20 protein-coding genes are annotated in these 19,201 nt (G+C 44.0%); 18 read left to right on the top strand and 2 right to left on the bottom strand.

Annotated elements, in window-relative coordinates:
• Positions 1-3 precede the first annotated feature (3 nt).
• The 4 genes from uvrA (at position 4) to C4B60_RS11525 (ending at position 5,178) form a co-directional block, all read left to right on the top strand.
• Positions 4-2,883 (top strand): excinuclease ABC subunit UvrA, encoded by a 2,880-nt coding sequence (gene uvrA, locus C4B60_RS11540; protein ID WP_104058160.1) that lies wholly within the window; start codon positions 4-6, stop codon positions 2,881-2,883.
• 286 nt (positions 2,884-3,169) lie between these two features.
• Positions 3,170-4,411 carry a DUF4097 family beta strand repeat-containing protein gene (locus C4B60_RS11535; RefSeq protein WP_135122113.1) on the top strand — a complete coding sequence of 414 codons (1,242 nt, stop codon included), beginning with the start codon at positions 3,170-3,172 and terminating at the stop codon, positions 4,409-4,411.
• Between the two features lie 166 nt (positions 4,412-4,577).
• A complete protein-coding gene (locus C4B60_RS11530; protein ID WP_104058158.1) occupies positions 4,578-4,814 on the top strand; it encodes a hypothetical protein in 237 nt (78 codons plus the stop codon).
• Positions 4,815-4,926: 112 nt separating this feature from the next.
• On the top strand, positions 4,927-5,178 hold the full coding sequence (locus tag C4B60_RS11525) for a hypothetical protein (protein ID WP_104058157.1): 252 nt from the start codon (positions 4,927-4,929) through the stop codon (positions 5,176-5,178).
• Between the two features lie 50 nt (positions 5,179-5,228).
• Here C4B60_RS11525 and C4B60_RS11520 read toward each other — a convergent pair whose 3' ends face one another.
• A complete protein-coding gene (locus tag C4B60_RS11520; RefSeq protein WP_104058156.1) occupies positions 5,229-5,921 on the bottom strand; it encodes an N-acetylmuramoyl-L-alanine amidase in 693 nt (230 codons plus the stop codon).
• Between the two features lie 167 nt (positions 5,922-6,088).
• Here C4B60_RS11520 and hprK point away from each other — a divergent pair, with 167 nt between their 5' ends.
• From hprK to C4B60_RS11495, 5 genes are read left to right on the top strand one after another with little or no spacing between them, the layout of a single operon-like run.
• Positions 6,089-7,024: an HPr(Ser) kinase/phosphatase gene (gene hprK / locus C4B60_RS11515; protein WP_104058155.1), complete on the top strand. Its 936-nt coding sequence runs from the start codon at positions 6,089-6,091 to the stop codon at positions 7,022-7,024.
• 27 nt (positions 7,025-7,051) lie between these two features.
• Complete coding sequence (lgt, locus tag C4B60_RS11510; RefSeq protein WP_104058154.1) at positions 7,052-7,882, top strand: prolipoprotein diacylglyceryl transferase; 831 nt, start codon at positions 7,052-7,054, stop codon at positions 7,880-7,882.
• A 12-nt stretch (positions 7,883-7,894) separates the two neighbouring features.
• Positions 7,895-8,848: a nucleoside recognition domain-containing protein gene (locus tag C4B60_RS11505; protein WP_104058153.1), complete on the top strand. Its 954-nt coding sequence runs from the start codon at positions 7,895-7,897 to the stop codon at positions 8,846-8,848.
• Positions 8,832-9,485 (top strand): pyrophosphatase PpaX, encoded by a 654-nt coding sequence (ppaX, locus tag C4B60_RS11500; protein ID WP_104058152.1) that lies wholly within the window; start codon positions 8,832-8,834, stop codon positions 9,483-9,485. The genes C4B60_RS11505 and ppaX overlap by 17 nt, the downstream gene beginning before the upstream one ends.
• A complete protein-coding gene (locus C4B60_RS11495) occupies positions 9,482-10,006 on the top strand; it encodes an acyltransferase (RefSeq protein ID WP_104058151.1) in 525 nt (174 codons plus the stop codon). The genes ppaX and C4B60_RS11495 overlap by 4 nt, the downstream gene beginning before the upstream one ends.
• 42 nt (positions 10,007-10,048) lie before the next feature.
• Here C4B60_RS11495 and C4B60_RS11490 read toward each other — a convergent pair whose 3' ends face one another.
• Complete coding sequence (locus C4B60_RS11490) at positions 10,049-10,651, bottom strand: biotin transporter BioY (protein ID WP_104058150.1); 603 nt, start codon at positions 10,649-10,651, stop codon at positions 10,049-10,051.
• 969 nt (positions 10,652-11,620) lie between these two features.
• Between C4B60_RS11490 and C4B60_RS11485 the strand changes: the two genes are divergently transcribed.
• From C4B60_RS11485 to hisIE, 9 genes are all read left to right on the top strand, one after another.
• Complete coding sequence (locus C4B60_RS11485) at positions 11,621-12,391, top strand: SurA N-terminal domain-containing protein (protein ID WP_104058149.1); 771 nt, start codon at positions 11,621-11,623, stop codon at positions 12,389-12,391.
• Between the two features lie 262 nt (positions 12,392-12,653).
• The gene (locus tag C4B60_RS11480) at positions 12,654-13,841 is read left to right on the top strand and encodes an ATP phosphoribosyltransferase regulatory subunit (RefSeq protein ID WP_104058148.1); all 1,188 of its coding nucleotides are present in this window, start codon (positions 12,654-12,656) and stop codon (positions 13,839-13,841) included.
• Positions 13,838-14,476, top strand: coding sequence for an ATP phosphoribosyltransferase (hisG, locus tag C4B60_RS11475; RefSeq protein WP_104058147.1), 639 nt, complete (start codon positions 13,838-13,840; stop codon positions 14,474-14,476). The genes C4B60_RS11480 and hisG overlap by 4 nt, the downstream gene beginning before the upstream one ends.
• A gap of 47 nt (positions 14,477-14,523) precedes the next feature.
• A complete protein-coding gene (gene hisD / locus C4B60_RS11470; protein WP_104058146.1) occupies positions 14,524-15,804 on the top strand; it encodes a histidinol dehydrogenase in 1,281 nt (426 codons plus the stop codon).
• A gap of 24 nt (positions 15,805-15,828) precedes the next feature.
• Entirely contained in the window at positions 15,829-16,422 is a 594-nt protein-coding gene (gene hisB / locus C4B60_RS11465) for an imidazoleglycerol-phosphate dehydratase HisB (protein WP_104058145.1), read from the top strand.
• Positions 16,423-17,061, top strand: coding sequence for an imidazole glycerol phosphate synthase subunit HisH (gene hisH, locus C4B60_RS11460; RefSeq protein WP_104058144.1), 639 nt, complete (start codon positions 16,423-16,425; stop codon positions 17,059-17,061). It begins immediately after the preceding gene.
• The gene (hisA, locus tag C4B60_RS11455) at positions 17,058-17,786 is read left to right on the top strand and encodes a 1-(5-phosphoribosyl)-5-[(5-phosphoribosylamino)methylideneamino]imidazole-4-carboxamide isomerase (RefSeq protein WP_104058143.1); all 729 of its coding nucleotides are present in this window, start codon (positions 17,058-17,060) and stop codon (positions 17,784-17,786) included. Before hisH ends, hisA begins: the two co-directional genes overlap by 4 nt.
• Positions 17,786-18,544, top strand: a complete 759-nt coding sequence (hisF, locus tag C4B60_RS11450; RefSeq protein ID WP_104058142.1) for an imidazole glycerol phosphate synthase subunit HisF — start codon at positions 17,786-17,788, stop codon at positions 18,542-18,544. Before hisA ends, hisF begins: the two co-directional genes overlap by 1 nt.
• Entirely contained in the window at positions 18,541-19,185 is a 645-nt protein-coding gene (gene hisIE / locus C4B60_RS11445) for a bifunctional phosphoribosyl-AMP cyclohydrolase/phosphoribosyl-ATP diphosphatase HisIE (RefSeq protein WP_104058141.1), read from the top strand. Before hisF ends, hisIE begins: the two co-directional genes overlap by 4 nt.
• Positions 19,186-19,201 lie beyond the last annotated feature (16 nt).

Raw genomic sequence — 19,201 nt, 5'->3', positions numbered from 1 at the left:
TTTATGGCAAAAGATCAAATAATTATTCAGGGCGCAAGAGCCCATAATTTAAAAAATATAGATGTAACCATTCCACGGGATAAGCTAGTAGTGATGACCGGCCTCTCAGGATCAGGGAAATCATCCCTTGCTTTTGACACAATTTATGCAGAAGGGCAGCGCCGGTATGTTGAATCACTATCGGCTTATGCCCGTCAATTTCTTGGACAGATGGATAAGCCGGATGTTGATGCCATTGAGGGTCTGTCGCCTGCTATTTCCATTGACCAGAAAACGACCAGCAAAAACCCCCGTTCAACAGTTGGAACGGTTACAGAAATTTATGATTATCTGCGACTGTTGTATGCGCGTGTAGGTAGACCGGTTTGTCCTGAGCACGGCATTGAAATCACATCGCAAACCATTGAACAGATGGTAGACAGGATTTTTGAATATCCGGAACGGACACGGCTGCAGGTTTTAGCCCCTGTCGTTTCAGGGAGAAAAGGCACGCATGCAAAAGTCATCGAAGATATAAAAAAACAAGGCTATGTCCGCATCAGAGTTAATGGAGAAATGATGGATATTGGTGACGAGGTCACATTAGATAAAAACAAAAAACATTCCATTGAAGTAGTCGTTGACCGCGTTGTTGTGAAAGAAGGTGCGGAATCCCGTCTGGCCGATTCGCTTGAAAGTGCACTTCGGTTAGCTGAAGGAAACGTCATTGTTGATGTAATGGAGCATGAGGAAATTAAATTTAATGAGCATCACGCCTGCCCGATTTGCGGATTTTCGATAGATGAGCTTGAACCGCGGATTTTTTCCTTTAATTCTCCATTCGGCGCCTGCGGCGAGTGTGACGGACTGGGATCAAAGCTTGAGGTGGATCTGGATCTGGTTATTCCGGACCGGACCCGTACATTAAAGGAGCATGCCATTGCCCCGTGGGAGCCTACAAGCTCTCAATATTATCCATCCATGCTTGAAGCGGTGTGCAAGCATTATAAGATCGATATGAATAAGCCGGTTAAGGATATTCCTAAGAAGCAGATGGATAAAATTCTTTATGGCTCCGGCAAAGATCGTATTCATTTCCGTTACCGCAATGATTTTGGACAGGTGCGGGAAAATAATATTCAGTTTGAAGGGGTACTGAGCAATGTAGAGCGCCGCTTCCGTGAAACAAGCTCTGAATATATCCGTGAGCAGATGCAAAAATACATGGGCAAGCAAAACTGCCCGACCTGTAAGGGGCACCGCCTGAAAAAGGAAAGTCTAGCAGTAAAAGTGAGCTCACACCATATTGGAGAAGTAACGGCCTATTCAATCGAGGAAGCAAGACAGTTCTTTGAGGACCTTACCTTAACGGAAAAGGAAACCCAGATTGCGAAGCTGATTTTAAGAGAAATCAACGAACGTCTGTCCTTCCTTATAAATGTAGGACTGGATTATTTAACCCTAAGCCGTGCAGCAGGAACATTGTCGGGGGGAGAAGCGCAGCGTATCAGACTTGCAACACAAATCGGCTCTCAGCTTTCGGGAGTGTTGTACATTCTAGATGAGCCTTCAATTGGTCTGCACCAGCGCGACAATGACCGGTTAATCGGCACATTAAAAAACATGCGTGATATTGGAAATACATTGATTGTCGTAGAGCATGATGAAGATACCATGATGGCTGCTGATTATTTAATTGACGTGGGACCGGGCGCAGGTGTGCATGGAGGCGAAATCGTTGCTGCAGGTACACCGAAACAGGTTATGAAAAATAAAAATTCTCTTACAGGGCAGTATTTGTCCGGTAAAAAATTCATTCCTCTTCCTCATGAAAGAAGAAAGGGAGATGGGAGGAAGCTTGAAATTACTGGAGCAAGTGAAAATAACCTGCAAAATATAAAAGTTAATGTACCGCTGGGTGTATTTACCTCCGTTACAGGGGTGTCCGGATCAGGAAAAAGCACGTTAATCAACAGCATTTTGCATAAGTCTCTTGCTCAGCAGCTCCATAAATCCAAAGTAAAGCCCGGAGCACACAAGTCGATTAAAGGAATTGATCAATTAGAGAAGGTAATTGATATTGATCAATCTCCAATCGGACGGACGCCAAGATCAAACCCTGCTACGTATACCGGGGTATTTGACGACATTCGGGATGTCTACGCGACAACCAATGAAGCAAAGGTACGCGGCTACAAAAAAGGACGCTTCAGCTTCAATGTAAAAGGCGGTCGTTGTGAGGCATGCAGAGGAGACGGCATCATTAAAATTGAAATGCATTTCCTGCCTGATGTGTATGTGCCATGTGAAGTTTGCCATGGTAAACGCTATAATCGTGAGACGCTTGAAGTAAAATATAAAGGCAAAAATATTTCAGATGTACTCGAAATGACAGTGGAGGACGGATTGTCCTTCTTTGAGAACATTCCAAAAATCAGCCGAAAGCTTCAAACCATTGTAGATGTCGGGCTTGGTTATATCCGTTTAGGACAGCCGGCTACAACCTTATCTGGAGGGGAAGCGCAGCGGGTTAAGCTTGCATCTGAGCTTCACCGCCGGTCTACAGGAAGATCGCTTTATATCCTTGATGAGCCGACAACAGGTCTGCACGTGGATGATATTTCCCGCCTGCTTGAGGTCTTGCAGCGGATCGTCGATAATGGAGATACAGTTCTTGTGATAGAGCATAATCTTGATGTTATTAAAGCATCCGACTGGATTATTGACCTTGGCCCTGAAGGCGGAGACCGTGGAGGCACGATCGTTGCTACCGGTAAGCCTGAAGACATTGTTAAAGTAAGTGAATCATATACTGGGAAGTATTTAGGCCCGGTTCTTGAGCGTGAAAGAAAAAGAATGGCTGAGCGTATGGCTGAACGCACCGGAGAGCCGGTAACATCATAGTTTAGACAAAACTTACAGGACTGATTGGACGGCTTAGCAGAGGGATGCATATAAGCAGGAGTCAATCAGTCCTTTTTATTTTGATAAGGATACATCTCTGGTGCCTTTTTTTCTCAGCCTCCAGACCGGGTTATTTTTTCTGCTGTCTGATATGCTATAGATAACAGTGTAAGGAAAGTGAAAAAAACGGGGATAATACTCCCGCGTGAAACTTTTTAAGTTTTTCCCCGTATTACCTTTTAAGAACGTTCAAAAGAATTGAAATAACTATTTCGATAGAAGGAGCGTGTCAAATATAATGGAAAACGAACGCAAGCGAATTTTGAATATGGTTGAAAAAGGAACCATTACAGCCACCGAAGCATTAACGCTGCTGGAAGCTTTAGAGAAGGAACCGGGTCAAAAAGCCTCTCAGTCTGAAAGCACCCATTCTCATTCTCATACAAGCAGTCAATCAACAAGCAGTCATTCAACTGACAAGACAGCTGATCAGTCAGGACAGGGTGAAACACATTCCTGGAAAAAAGATTTTCCTTTTAATTTGGATGAGTTTTTCCAGACAGATTCAAAAAAGAAACCAGGTGGACAGCCAGCTGATCGGATCATGGACTTTGTGCAAAATGCGTTTGAAAAGGTCAAGGGTATGGACCTTGAGTTTAATATAGGTCCTTCATTAGAGTTTAAGCATACGTATGAAGTGCAAAATGCTGATGATATTCATGATATTGAAATCAGTGTAGCCAACGGAAAAGTATCAATTCGTCCATGGGATGAAAACTATGTAAAAGCAGAATGCGACGTTAAAGTCTACCGTTCTGAGGATGAGATTAAAGCAAGAAAACAGCTTCAGGAAGCAGTTGTGTTTGCAATTCAGTACAAAAAGCTCCGATTCTTATCCGACCTCAAGATGATTAAGATCGATACTGTTATTTTTGTCCCTAGAAACAGCTATGACCGTTGGGATGTTCGTTTATTTAATGGGAAATTCCAAGGCGAATCTGCTAACGTGAATAAACTCAAAGTAAAAACAGCGAACGGAAAAATTGAGCTTTCAAATATGCTCATGGAACGTGCTGAGCTCGAGACAGCAAACGGAGGCATTGATGTATCAAATACCCGTGCTGATCTGATCGATGCAGAATCGGTTAACGGCAAAGTTTCTGTGGAAGGTGCAATCGATGAGATGGACGTTCAGTCACTTAACGGCAATGTGATTTGTAAAACCTCCAGTAACTCGGCCAGAAAAATCGAAGCAAAAACACTCGCAGGTACCATTAACATATTTGTGCCTGAAGCAGCAAATCTTGATGGAACCCTAAAATCTAATTTTGGCCGGTTTGACATTAACCACCGGGAAATGGATCATGTGGAGGAACGGGAAGAGCTTATGCAAAGAAAGCTTCATTTTACCCGTGAGAAAAATGATGGCTCCAAGCTTTATTTATTCGCAGATGCAAAAACAGGTGCAGTTAGTGTAAAACCATATCAATCAAATGATCATTCCACTGAGTCAAATTCAGAGGAATAAATCAGTTATATAAGAATAAACTATAAAATGATGACCGGTTTCACCCAAATAAGAGAGTGCTGATGAAGTCCCCCAACTTTATCTGCACTCTCTTCATTTTTGATATACTTAAGTGGAGATTTACCGAAAAAATGTATGCAAAGTAAAGGGACGGGGAAATTAAAAAATGAATCTAAAAGCTGTGTTCTTGATATTAACCCTTTTACTAGCCGTTGCGGGGTGTCAGTTTAAATCCAAAACCTATGATGCTGTATGGGTTCAATCCTCAATCAGTTCCCAGGAAACAATTGATTCTGCAGTTGAAAGACTCTCAGACGCAAATATTAAATTTATTATTAATAAAAATGGAGATGTTCTAATCGATGAGCGAGATATGGTCAAGGCAGTAACGTGCTGTTCGTAAGGCGAAATTTGACTTGTTCAGTTTTAATGTCCTAATATGTTTTTAAAATGGGCCATAATGGTATAGACATACATAAGGCATTTAAGGAAAATACAAAGAAGAAGGTGAAGACATGGAAACACTTATTAATCGCACGACCTGGTTTGGACTAAGCGCCATTGGTGCCACCTTTTTAGGTATTAGTGTATTATTTTCATTTTTAGGCTTCTACATAATTGGTGTTGAGATGATGGGGTTTTTTAAATGGATCCTATATATCTTTTTCTTTGGGACAGGCATTATCGGTGCCCTAATCGCATTAGGCGCAATTGCTGTAGGGTTAAAGATGAGGTTTTCTTCAAATGGGGAGACGGCAGAAGAATAAAAAAACGGGTGCAAAATCTTATTGATTTTGCACCCGTTTTTTGTTGATCATTATTTAGACTCCGTAATAAAAGCATCAAATCCAGCTTTCTTTAATTTAGCGGCTAGAACAGCAGCGCCTGCCTGGGTTGAGAAAGCACCTGCCTGTACCCGGTACAATGCATTGCCAGTTTTTTTAGATGCAGAGGTTGCCTCGGATCCTTTAAAGTAAGAAATGATCGCCCCGGCAATTAATTCTCCGCATTTTACCCGATAGTCGGTTGAAGCAAGCAAAGCTTTTTCCTCGCGATTAGTCATAAATCCGCATTCGATCAGAACAGCCGGCATGGAAGATTCCCTCAGGACATGGAAATTTTCTTTCTTTACCCCTCTGTCCTTCCGTCCGGTTCCCTGGATAAGAGACGTCTGTATTTGCTTAGCAAGTGTAAGGGCATTGTTTCCTTTCGTTGAATGGATATACGTTTCAATTCCGCTTACCTCATTCCAGCCTCCGTTTCCAAACGCATTGGCATGAATAGAGATGAAAAAATCAGCACCTGCCTGATTTGCTTTATCCGTTCGATTTTTTAAAGATACATCAATTGTATCGTGATGAGTTTTTAGTGTTTTGAGAGAGGCTTTTTCGAGCTGTTTTATGCATTCAGCTGCCACTGCCCTGTTAAACGCATATTCCCGCATGCCATCAGGACTTCTTTTACCCGGCGTTTCATACCCATGTCCTGCATCAATAGCAATTAATGTCATATAAATTCCCCCTTTTATAATGTATATTGCATATAGCAAAGGGAATGGACACCCTGGTGTCATTCTTTCAGCGATCTCATATAGTGAATCATTTTCCAAAGTGATACAATAGAAAGTACGGAATTAAGCTAGCCGTTACATAATGGATTTTTGTGGGAGGTTTAATCATGGCAAAGGTTACGACTAAAGATATTATTGATCAATTTAAGCTAGAACTCGTCAGTGGGGAAGAGGGGATCCACCGCCCGATTACCATGAGTGATATTTCCCGGCCGGGTCTTGAAATGGCAGGGTATTTCAGTTATTACCCGGCAGAACGTATTCAGCTTTTGGGACGGACAGAAATGTCTTTTTATGAGCTGCTTTCAAAGCATGAGAAAGAAGACCGGATGGCTCAGCTCTGTACAGATAACACACCAGGTATTATCCTGTCACGGGATAGCGATGTACCCCCTGAGTTAATAGAAGCTTCGCGCCGCACCCAGGTTCCTGTTATGAGGACGCCTGTAAAAACAACTCGTTTTTCAAGCCGTCTGACCAATTTTTTGGAGAGCAAGCTTGCTCCATCTACAGCCCTTCATGGTGTTTTAGTTGATATTTATGGGGTTGGGGTACTGATTACAGGGAAAAGCGGAGTCGGTAAAAGTGAAACTGCACTTGAACTGGTTAAGCGCGGCCACCGGCTAGTAGCTGATGACAGTGTTGAGATCCGTCAGGAAGATACTGATACGTTAATTGGAACCTCTCCTGAATTAATTGAGCATCTTCTGGAAATCAGAGGACTCGGCATCATTAATGTGATGACGCTGTTCGGTGCAGGGGCAGTTCGCAGCAATAAACGCCTGACTCTGGTAATCGACCTTGAGATCTGGGATAAGTCAAAGCAGTATGACCGTTTAGGTCTTGATGAAGAAAAGATGAAAATTATCGATACAGAAATCACAAAAATCACATTGCCTGTACGCCCCGGGCGTAACCTGGCAGTTATTATTGAGGTGGCAGCTATGAACTTCCGTTTAAAACGGATGGGTGTTAACGCTGCTGAGCAATTTTCAAACCGACTTGCGGATGTAATTGTTGACGGGGAACATGACGATATTTAATAGGCTTCGGTCGAAAGGAGAAAGAGAATGTTAGGAACAGTTCAACCGATTGATCCAATCGCCATCAGTCTTGGACCCATTAATGTTGCCTGGTACGGGCTGATTATTGGTATGGGGATCATTGTCGGGTATATCCTTGCTAACCGCGAAGCGGACCGGCTTGGAATGCCTAAGGATTTATTTGCAGACCTGCTCATATGGGCGGTGCCGATTGCTATTATTTCGGCCAGAATTTATTATGTTATTTTTCAATGGGATTACTATTCTCAAAATCCAGGCGCTATTATTCAGATCTGGAACGGGGGAATTGCGATACATGGAGCCTTAATCGGTTCTGTAACGACGGCAGTGGTTTACAGCAGACTTAAAAAGCTCGACGTCTGGAAAATTGTTGACATCGCTGCACCGAGCATCATTCTTGGTCAAATGGTAGGCCGATGGGGCAACTTTATTAACCAGGAAGCTCACGGAGGAGAAGTCACGAGATCCTTTTTAGAAGGTTTGTATATTCCGGATTGGGTCATTGATCAAATGTATATCGAGATTAACGGTACATTTGCGTATTATCATCCTACATTTTTATATGAGTCCCTTTGGAATCTTGCAGGACTCATTTTATTACTCGTGCTGCGCAAGGTGAATCCAAGACGCGGAGAGATTTTCTTAACTTACGTCATTTGGTATTCCATTGGACGCGCGTTTGTCGAGGGACTAAGAACGGACAGCTTAATGCTGACTGAGACGATCCGTGTGGCCCAGGCTCTATCCTTTGCCCTAATCGCAGGAGCAGTTGCGATAATTATTTATCGACGAATGAAAGGAAACAAGACACGGTACGCGGATAAACGAAATAACTAGGTGGGGATTAGTTTGACGAAACAAACCTTTATTGACGGCCTGAAGTCAGGCCTTCAAACCACATGGACGCTCGGGAAAATTATTTTTCCCGTCACTTTTATTGTCGTCCTTCTTCAATACACACCAGTACTGCCATGGATTACGCGTATGATCGCTCCTTTCATGGGGCTGTTTGGTTTAAGCGGAGAGGCTGCTGTGCCGCTTGTACTGGGTAACTTTTTAAACCTCTATGCAGGGATAGCGGGTATTCTGTCCCTGGATCTGACGGTCAAGGAAGTTTTTATTCTGGCAGTCATGCTGTCCTTTTCTCATAATCTGCTCGTTGAAACCGGCGTTGCATTAAAAGTAGGCGTTAAGCTTTGGGTCGTGCTGCTGGTGCGTTTAGGACTGGCTGCTGTATCAGCTATCATTATTAATTTAGTGTGGAGCGGCGGTCAGGAAATGGCTCAGTATGGCATGGTTCCTCAGCAGCCTGAAGCAGTTGCCGGTTGGGGATCTATTTTACTTGTTGCGATGGAAAAAGCCGCATTTGGTGTCCTGCAGCTTGCGATCATTGTCATTCCATTAATGGTGGTCATTCAAATTATGAGAGATTTGAAATGGCTTGAGCTGTTTTCTAAATGGATGGCCCCTGTAACAAGAGGGCTTGGTATGAAAGAAAATACGTCGATGACACTTGTAGCAGGTTTAACGATTGGACTTGCTTATGGCGCCGGGGTCATGATTAAGGCAGTAAAAGAAGATGGCGTCAGCAGGAAGGATGCCACACTTGCCTTTATTTTTCTTGTTGCCTGTCACGCTGTCGTAGAGGATACGTTAATTTTTATTCCGCTTGGCATTCCAATCCTGCCATTATTTTTAATTCGAATTTCAACAGCGATCGTCCTGACGATGGTGGTTGCTTATGTATGGAAGCGGAATGACGCAGTAAAAGAAAGGAAGCTTGGCTATGAGCAAACCCATTGATACGGTACTGTTTGATTTAGACGGTACATTAATTGATACAAATGAATTAATTATTTCTTCCTTCATGCATGTCATGGACCACTACTTCCCAGCCCAGTATACGAGAAATGATGTCCTTCAATTTATGGGACCGCCGCTGGTAGAGTCATTTGAACGAATCAACCCCGCAAAGGTAGATGAAATGGTTGATTTTTACCGCGCTTATAATCTTGAGAATCATGATCTACTCGTTACCGGCTTTCCGAAGGTGGAAGAAGCGGTTAAAGAGCTTGCTGAGCGCAATATCAAGATGGCTATTGTATCGACTAAACGGAATGATGTCGTCATTAAGGGATTAAAGCTGATGAAGCTTGATCATTATTTTGATGTAGTCGTCGGGTTGGATGATGTGAAAAATGCAAAGCCGGATCCCGAGCCGCTGCTCCTTGCGCTTAAACGGCTTAACTCACTTCCTGAAAACACAATCATGGTAGGGGATAACCACCATGATATTGTAGGAGGGCAAAACGCAGGCACAAAAACAGCCGGTGTGGCCTGGTCTGCGAAAGGCAGAGACTATCTGCTGAAGTATAAGCCCGACTGGATTCTTGATTCCATGATGGATATCGTCTCTATCATTTCGGAGCCTAAGAAATGAGAAGGACAGAACGCTTTTTTGTAAAAGGCGCAAACTCCTTATGGCATGTCTACAAAACCATTCCTTTTTGGAAGGTAATGCGAAACTTTATCGTTATTCAGACTGCGAGATATACTCCTTTTTTAGGAATGAAGAATTGGATGTATAGTACGTTTTTAGGGATGAAAGTGGGCGAACAGACCTCCTTTGCCTTAATGGTTATGATCGATGTTATGTTTCCTGAAAAAATATCGGTTGGCAAAAATAGTGTGATAGGCTATAACACCACGATTCTTGCACATGAGTACCTGATAAAGGAATACCGGCTGGGGAATGTTGAAATTGGTGATGAGGTGTTAATCGGAGCCAATACAACCATTCTGCCTGGTGTCCGAATTGGCGACGGGGCGATCGTCTCGGCAAGTACCCTGGTCCATAAAGATGTACCTGCCGGAGCTTTTGTAGGGGGAAATCCCATGCAGATTATCCGGCTGGCTGAGGCAGGTCAGCAGGAAGATACAAAGGAAATTGATCCACAATAAAAAGACGGCACTCCTATTAGATAGGAATGCCGTTCTTTTATATTAGATGGCCTTTCGGTTTTCGACGAAAGGTTTTTTTGTGCGGGTTTGCGGGAACGCTTGCAGGACTTTTTGAGAAACAAGCGCTGCAACAACCGCTAAAATTAAATCCTTTGGAACAAATGGAAGCATCCAAAGCCATGCCATCCAGTAAGAAAAACCTTCTGGAGCAGAAAGCCAGATCTTATACGCCGCATACAGCCAGCTTGTTCCAAGAACATAATTGACAACAGTTCCAATCACTGCAGCGGTAAGCAGAATAGGATACGTTTTCTTTTTCTCAGTAATAACCCCTGCAACCCAGGCCGTAGCAATATAAGAAAGTATAAACCCAAAAGTAGGACTAACAAATACTCTGATGCCGCCTGACCACTGCGCAAAAACAGGCATTCCTGCAAGGCCGATCAATGCGTAAATCACCATCGCAATCGGTCCCCATTTCTTTCCTAATAAAAGACCCGCAAGTATACAAACCACGGTTTGAAGCGTAATAGGAATATTCCCAATTACCATAATCGGAACAATTGAAGTAATATTAGCCCCAATTGCCATAAGAGCTGCAAACAAAGAAGCAAGAACCATTCCATGAACAGGTGATTTCACCATAAAAAACCGTCTCCTTTAACGTTATGTACTAGATTGATTATAAAACTCAAAAAGATTTTAAGTCAACCTAATTTTTAAAAAGGTTAACTTAAAAATAGAATTACTATCTAGGAGGCTTGAAAGGTCAAAAGAATTTTTAAATTGAAAACCCATAACACTTAAAGTTCGAAGTTCTTTATTCATTAGTAACTCAGTTGATTGAAGTGTAAGGGGGCGACTCCTGCGGGATGAAACGGGAGCTTGAGATCCACTTGCGCCAGCAAGTTAGCTCAAGCCCCGTCCCGCGGAAAGCGTCCCCCTGAAACGGAAATCAACCAATTTTTAAGAGGTATTAACTCATAACACTTAACGTAACAAGTTCTTTATTTAATATTAAACCAGTTGATTGGAGCGGAAGGCGGGGACTCCAGCGGGATGAAGCGGGAAGGCTGAGATCCACTTGCGAAGCAAGTTAGCTCAGCTCCCACCCCGCGGAAAGCCTCCGCCTCCAGTGTAAATCAGCCAACTTTTAAAAGGTATTCAGTCATAACACTTAACGTACCAAGTTCTTTATTAATCATCAACTCAGTTGATTGAAGTGTAAGGGGGCGACTCCTGCGGGATGAAACGGGAGCTTGAGATCCACTTGCGCCAGCAAGTTAGCTCAAGCCCCGTCCCGCGGAAAGCGTCCCCCTGAAACGGAAATCAACCAATTTTTAAGAGGTATTAACTCATAACACCTAACGTACCAAGTTCTTTATTTAATATTAAACCAGTTGATTGGAGCGGAAGGCATTCACTCATAACCTTCAACCTGTGAAGATTTCAAACTTACACGTTTAAAACAAACACAATAACACATCCTACACATGACAATTTAATGTCATTTCCATGTTATTAAGCCTTAAGGGTTTATCTTTTTGCAAATCTCCGTTACAATGCAAGCTAGGCTTAGAAAAGAAAAATGAATGATCCGAAAGGAGTTTCACTATGAACTTAAAGAAGTTTTTACTTCCTTTCGCTGCAGGAGCATTAGCCTTGGGCTTGGCTGCTTGCAACGATGACGAAGATAAAGCAAATGATGCACCAGAAGATGAAGCAGCTCAGCAACAGGAGCCAACCGAAGAAGAACAGGCTCAGGCTGAAGAAATGCAGGCAAAACTGGACGAGCAGCAGGTTGAAGAAGGTGAAGTTGTTGCTACAGTAAATGAAGAAGAAATTACCGGTGAAGACTATAATGGTGCTCTTGGACAGGTTCAATTCCAAATGCAGCAAATGGGTCAGGACCCAACAAGTGAAGAAGCAGCTGAACAAGTAAAAACACAAACACTTGATACATTGGTTAATCAAGCCATCCTTGTTCAAAAAGCAAATGAAGGAAACCACACGGCTTCTGAAGAGGAAATAAATGAAGAATATACTGCCTTTCAAGAGCAGTATGGCGGTGAAGAAGCATTCAATGAATTGCTTGAAGAACAGGGACTTGAGGAAGAAGTCATAAAAGAATCAATTGCTGACACCATTATCATTGAAAAATATATTGATGAAGCTGTACCGGTAGATGAAATAACAGATGAAGAAATCCAAGAGTACTATGATCAGGCATCTGCATCTTCTGAAGAAACCGGACAGGAAGTACCTCCATTAGAGGAAGTACGTGAAGACATCAAATCATCTCTTGAACAACAACAGCAGCAGGAGAAGCTCATGCAGCATCTTGAAGAGCTTAAGGCTGATTCAGAAATTGAATATTTAATCTAAATGACAAGAAGCACTCTCTATTTTTAGAGGGTGCTTTTTTATTCTTTTTTTCCATTTACATTTAAATCTTACCCCCTTGACGTCATCTTTGAAAATTAGTACACTACTTTATATCTTTATTTTACTACCACATTAGCGAACTAAAGGATTTTGTTTTTAACCACTAACCCGTTGCCGTTTCATGCATTAGGGGTAGGGGTAAGATGACAAGTATGAGATGATAGAAAAAATACCTCCCATAATAGAAAGGGATGTCACATGTATGTCTGAATTATTTATGTTTGAAAAACCCATGGGAATGAGAGATACCTTCCCGCATCTATATAGGATGAAAAAAGAAATTCGATCCTTGGTTGAGCAGGAGATGACAGGCTGGGGCTATGAGTTTTTAGAAACACCGACGCTTGAGTATAACGAGACAGTGGGAGAGGCTTCAGCGATCCTGGAGCAGCAGGTATTTAAGCTGTTGGACCAGCAGGGACGATCTCTTGTTCTAAGGCCAGATATGACCGCTCCAATCGCACGGGTAGCAGCTTCAAAGCTGTTAAAGGACCGCAACCCTCTTCGACTTGCTTACTCTGCAAATGTCTTTCGTGCACAGCAGCGTGAGGGAGGAAGACCCGCTGAATTTGAGCAGATGGGTGTAGAGCTCATTGGAGATGGGACTGTTAGTGCCGATGCTGAGACTATCGCACTGTTAATCTCTTCTTTACTTAAAGCAGGTCTTAAGGATTTCACTATTTCAATCGGCCATATGGAATTTGTTCAGGAGCTCTTTTTGCAGATCGTCGGCACAGAAGAGCGCGCCGAGCAGCTTCGCCGGTACTTATATGATAAAAACTATGTAGGCTTTCGAAAGCATGTGGAATCACTTCCGCTCTCTTCAATCGATAAACAGCGTTTACTGGGCCTGCTTTCAATTAGAGGAAACGGGGAATCCATACTTGATGCCAGATCGCTGATCGAAGGCGCAAGAGGAGAAAAGCCATTAACAGAGCTTCAGGAGCTGATGGGTATTTTAAACGACTATGGATATGAAGAATATATAAATATGGACGTATCACTCGTCAGCCATATGAGCTATTATACCGGAGTTGTTTTTGAGGTATATGCTGACCGGGTTGGATATTCAATCGGCAATGGCGGCCGCTACAATCATTTGCTGCATAAATTCGGTGCAGAGGTTGCAGCTACAGGCTTTGCGTTCAGGCTCGATTATTTAATTGAAGCACTTTCGCCTGAAGCAGCTAAAACTGAGACAGAGCTGATTTTATTTTCATCTGAACGGCGGTCTGAGGCGATCTCGCTTGCAAACGAGCTCCGGACGGAAGGAAAGTCTGTCATTAGTCAGGATGTAACCGGGATTAGTGACGTAGATCGATACACGGCCCAATTTCATGAGGTTCACTGGATTGTGGGCAGAGCAGGAAAGTCAGGTGGGAGAGAATGAAGGAATTAACGATCGCGATGCCAAAAGGCAGGATTTTTGAAGAAGCTGTTGTCATGCTCAAGCGGGCTGGCTATAAGCTGCCCCCTGAATTTGAGGATTCAAGAAAGTTAATTATTGAAGTGCCTGAGGAAAAGCTGAGATTTATCCTGGCGAAGCCGATGGATGTACCGACATATGTGGAGCATGGAGTGGCTGATCTTGGTATTGCCGGGAAAGATGTCATGCTTGAAGAGGAGCGGAATGTTTATGAGCTGCTGGACCTTCAAATCAGCCATTGCTATCTGGCTGTGGCAGGTCTACCGAACACAGTCATGAATGAAGTGGCACCTAGAATTGCCACCAAATATCCTGCCGTTGCCTCCTCTTATTTTAGAGAGCAGGGGGAGCAGGTAGAGATTATCAAACTAAACGGATCAATTGAAATTGCACCGATCATCGGACTGACAGACCGGATTGTTGATATTGTTTCTACCGGACAGACACTTAGAGATAACGGTTTAGTGGAATATGAGCGGATTGTTGATATTACCTCCCGTTTAATTGTCAATCCGGTAAGCTACAGGATAAAGCATCGAAGAATTCAGGAAATGGTTGATCGGCTGGATGAAATAATTTCTGCCGGTTCTATCTCGTAAAGCAGGAACACGAGTCCTTTATCACGAATGGGAAAGGAATAACCACTATGCAAATACGATATCTCTCAGACTATTCCATTCCTCGCCCTTCACTGGATCAGGGGAATGAAGAACAGAAGAAAAAAGTTAAGGATATTCTAGAGGATGTCCGCCGCAATGGAGACCGTGCTGTAAAAAAATATACAGCCATGTTTGATCAAGCGGAGCTCGATGCCTTTTTAGTTACGGATGGTGAAGTGGATAAAGCGGTCAGTGAAGTGGATGAAGAGACCTGGAATGTGCTGCATGAGGCCGCTGCGAATATAACGGCTTTTCATGAGCGGCAAATACAGCAATCCTGGATGACCACGCAGGAAAACGGAACAATACTAGGACAGAAGGTTACCCCTCTTGATGCGGTCGGAATTTACGTACCGGGCGGGACAGCAGCCTACCCATCCTCCGTTTTAATGAATGCGATCCCTGCTAAAGTCGCCGGGGTTAAGCGTGTCGTGATGGTGACACCGCCCGGGCCGGATGGTCTTGTGCCAGGAGGGGTGCTTGCTGCTGCGCGTCTGGCAGGCGTCCGTGAAATTTATAAAATTGGCGGAGCCCAGGCTGTCGCTGCTCTTGCTTACGGAACGGAAACGATAGAACGAGTGGATAAAATTACGGGTCCCGGCAATCTGTATGTAGCTCTTGCTAAGCGTGAGGTATTCGGTGTGGTGGATATTGATATGATTGCGGGGCCAAGCGATATTACCGTTCTCGCTGATCATACAGCTGTGGCAAGAGAAGTAGCAGCTGATTTACTGTCACAGGCTGAGCATGGAGAGCTGTCGCAGGCTAATCTCGTTACGACATCAAAGGAGTTGGCTGAGGCTGTTTCAAACGAAGTGGGGTTCCAGCTGGAGGATCTCCCTCGCAAGGAAATGGCAAGTACAGCTATTAATGAGCATAGTGCCATTTATGTGGCAGAAAGTCTTGATGAAGCGGTTGAAGCAGTTAATCGAATCGCACCTGAACATCTTGAAATACAGATGGAGGATGCGATGGAGGTTGTAGGGAAAATCCGTCATGCTGGGGCGATTTTTGTAGGCCGTTACAGCTCAGAGCCAATCGGCGATTATTTTGCTGGACCGAACCACACGCTTCCAACAAGCGGGACTGCCCGTTTTTCAAGTCCGTTATCTGTGGAGGATTTTGTGAAAAAATCCAGCATCATTGCCTATAGTCAGGCAGCATTTATTGAAAATGCGGATAAGGTTGCGCGCTTTGCAAGATTAGAGGGCCTCGAAGCCCACGCACGCGCAGTTGAATCACGTTTCTCCAATAAAAAATATGATTGATTACGTCCAGGGAGGTTCATCTAAATGAGTGGCAACAGAGAAGCATCATTTCATAGAAAAACAAATGAGACCGATATTAGTCTATCCTTCTCGATCGACGGAGAAGGAAAATCAGCTATTAAAACAGCTGTGCCTTTTATGACCCATATGCTGGACCTTTTCACAAAGCATGGTCATTTTGATGTCACCATTGATGCAAAAGGTGATACGGAAGTTGATGACCATCATACAACTGAAGATATTGGCATTGTACTTGGACAGGCGTTGTTGGAATCGCTTGGGGATAAAAAGGGAATTCGCAGATATGGAAATTCCTTTGTGCCGATGGATGAAGCATTAGCTCAAGTGGTAGTGGATTTAAGCAACCGTCCGCACCTTGAAATGAGAGCAGAATTTCCTACAGACCAGGTAGGAACCTTTGATGTAGAGCTCGTTCATGAATTTCTTTGGAAGCTGGCACTTGAAGCAAGAATGAATCTTCATGTTATTGTTCACTATGGCCACAACACCCACCATATGATTGAAGCCATCTTTAAGGCGCTTGGCAGAGCCCTGGATGAAGCAACCACCATCGACCCGCGTGTCAAGGGAGTGCCATCAACGAAGGGGATGTTGTAAATGATCGGAATTGTAGACTACGGCATGGGAAATTTGTTCAGTGTCAGTAAAGCGCTCGAACGGCTTGAGGCTCCCTATATCGTCAGTGATAATAAAGAACAGCTTGCCCATGCAGAGGCACTGATCCTTCCTGGAGTTGGGGCATTTCGCGATGCAATGAAGCTGCTGAATGAAACCGGTCTTGCTTCTTTTATTGTTGAACAGGCGAAGCAGGGCAAGCCGGTATTAGGGATTTGTCTTGGAATGCAATTACTGTTTGAAGAAAGTGAAGAAAACGGACTTCATACGGGTCTCGGACTCCTTAAAGGAAGAGCTGTTCATTTTGATGGCAAAGATGAAAAAGGTGAAGCCTACAAGGTTCCTCATATGGGCTGGAACAAGCTTGAATTTCATCGGGAATCTCCTCTTACAAAGGATGTTGAAGGAGACCATGTATATTTTGTGCACTCGTATTATATTTCAGGGGAGTCCCCTGAGGCTTTAATTGCCTCTGCTGATTATTTTGGCACGGTTCCGGCAGTTGTTGGGAAAGAGAATGTGTTTGGGATGCAGTTTCACCCTGAAAAAAGCGGCGATTTAGGAATGAGTCTATTAGGGAACTATACACGCTATGTAAAAACGATGGAGGCGATTAAATGAGCTTCACAATCTATCCGGCGATTGATATGAGAGACGGGAAATGTGTACGATTAACCCAGGGAGACTATAACCAGGAAACGATCTATGGGGATTCTCCATTTGATATGGCTAAACAGTTTGTTGATGAAGGGGCAGAATGGATTCATATGGTTGACCTTGACGGCGCGAAGAACGGCAAAAGAATCAATGATGAATCTGTGCTCCGGGTTGTTAAAGAACTTCCTGCAAAGGTTCAGGTGGGAGGAGGCATCCGCACGGAAGAGGATGTTGTTCACTATCTTGATCAGGGAGTCGACCGGGTCATTATCGGGAGTCTTGCCGTTACGAATAAAGAGCTTGTGAAAGAATGGCTTGGCAAATACGGAGACCGGATTGCAATTGGACTGGATGCAAAAGACGGTTTTGTGGCAACGCATGGCTGGATTGAAACCTCAACACTGCGTGCAGTGGACCTTGGACAGGAACTCGCTGATGCCGGTGCCAAAACCTTCATTTTCACAGACATTGCCACAGATGGAATGCTTGGCGGACCAAATGTTGATGCTGTGCTTGAATTAGCGGAAGCAACAGGAGCTGAGATTATTGCTTCAGGCGGTGTAAGTTCGCTTGAAGACCTGCGAATTCTTCAGGCAGTTTCCGGCAGCGGGGTAGCAGGAGCGATTGTAGGAAAAGCAATCTATACGAATAAATTTACTGTGAAAGAAGCGGTGGAGGAGGTCTCGTAATGCTGACAAAACGGATTATTCCCTGCCTGGACGTAAAAGAAGGACGGGTTGTGAAGGGAATTCAATTTCTGGAGCTCCGTGATGCAGGAGATCCTGTCGAGCTTGCAAAGGCCTATGACGAGCAGGGGGCAGACGAGCTCGTTTTTCTTGATATTTCCGCTTCACATGAAGGCCGTGAAACGATGGTGGACGTTGTCAGAGACGTAGCTTCACAGCTTGCGATTCCGTTCACAGTCGGCGGCGGCATCAAGACACTTGAAGATATGAAGCGGCTGCTTCGGGCGGGGGCAGATAAAGTTTCCCTAAATACCTCAGCCCTTCTTGACCCGCATCTGATTACAGCAGGGGCAGATTACTTCGGGTCCCAGTGTATCGTTGTAGCAATTGATGCCAAGTGGGATGAAGAGCTCGGAAGCTGGAGAGTTTATACGCACGGCGGCCGTAATCCGCTTGATAAAGAAGCGGTAGCATGGGCAAAAGAAGCGGTTGACCTCGGTGCTGGAGAAATCCTGCTTACAAGTATGGACAGTGATGGCGAAAAGCATGGGTTTAATCTCGCCCTCACAAAAGCTGTCAGCGAAGCGGTGACTGTTCCGGTTATTGCAAGTGGAGGTGCCGGCCGGTCAGAGGATTTTACCGAGGTATTTAAAGACGGGAAGGCAGATGCTGCACTGGCCGCTTCCATTTTTCACTATAAAGAAACGAGCATTGCAGAAGTAAAACAGCACCTAAGAGAAGAAGGAGTGAATGTTCGATGAAGGATGATATTACGCGCATTCGCTTTGACCAAAACGGCTTAATTCCAGCTGTTGTTCAGGATGCAGACACAGGAGAAGTATTGACGGTTGCTTATATGAATGAAGAATCCGTTCAAAAATCAGTCGAAACAAAAGAAACCTGGTTTTGGAGCCGTTCCCGTAACGAGCTTTGGCATAAGGGAGAAACAAGCGGGAATACGCAGCGAATCGTTGAAATGAAGCTTGATTGTGATCAGGATGCTCTTGTCGTGCGTGTCCTGCCGAATGGTCCGGCCTGTCATACAGGCGAGCGCTCGTGCTTTTATGAAACGTTTTTTCAAAATGATGAAGCGGCCGCAGCAGAACAGCCGGGTTCCATTTTATCAAAGCTCGAAAGGCTGATCGCAGAACGGGATGAAGAACGTCCCGAGGGTGCCTACACGACGTATTTATTCGAAGAAGGCGTCGATAAGATCTTGAAAAAGGTTGGCGAAGAGGCATCTGAGGTTATTATTGCCGCTAAAAATCGTGATGCAGAAGAGTTAAAATGGGAAACAGCCGATCTGCTTTATCACACGATGGTGCTGCTTCGGGAGCAAAAGCTTCCATTTTCTGAAGTTCTGAATGTACTAGAGGAACGGCACAATAAGCCTGCAAAATAATCCTCCACAAACTATA

The organism is Jeotgalibacillus proteolyticus (assembly GCF_002926065.1).
In the GTDB taxonomy this organism is placed as follows: Bacteria; Bacillota; Bacilli; order Bacillales; family Jeotgalibacillaceae; genus Jeotgalibacillus; species Jeotgalibacillus proteolyticus.
The sequence above is the reverse complement of the archived record's forward strand: the minus strand, read 5'-3'. Positions and strand labels throughout refer to the sequence as shown.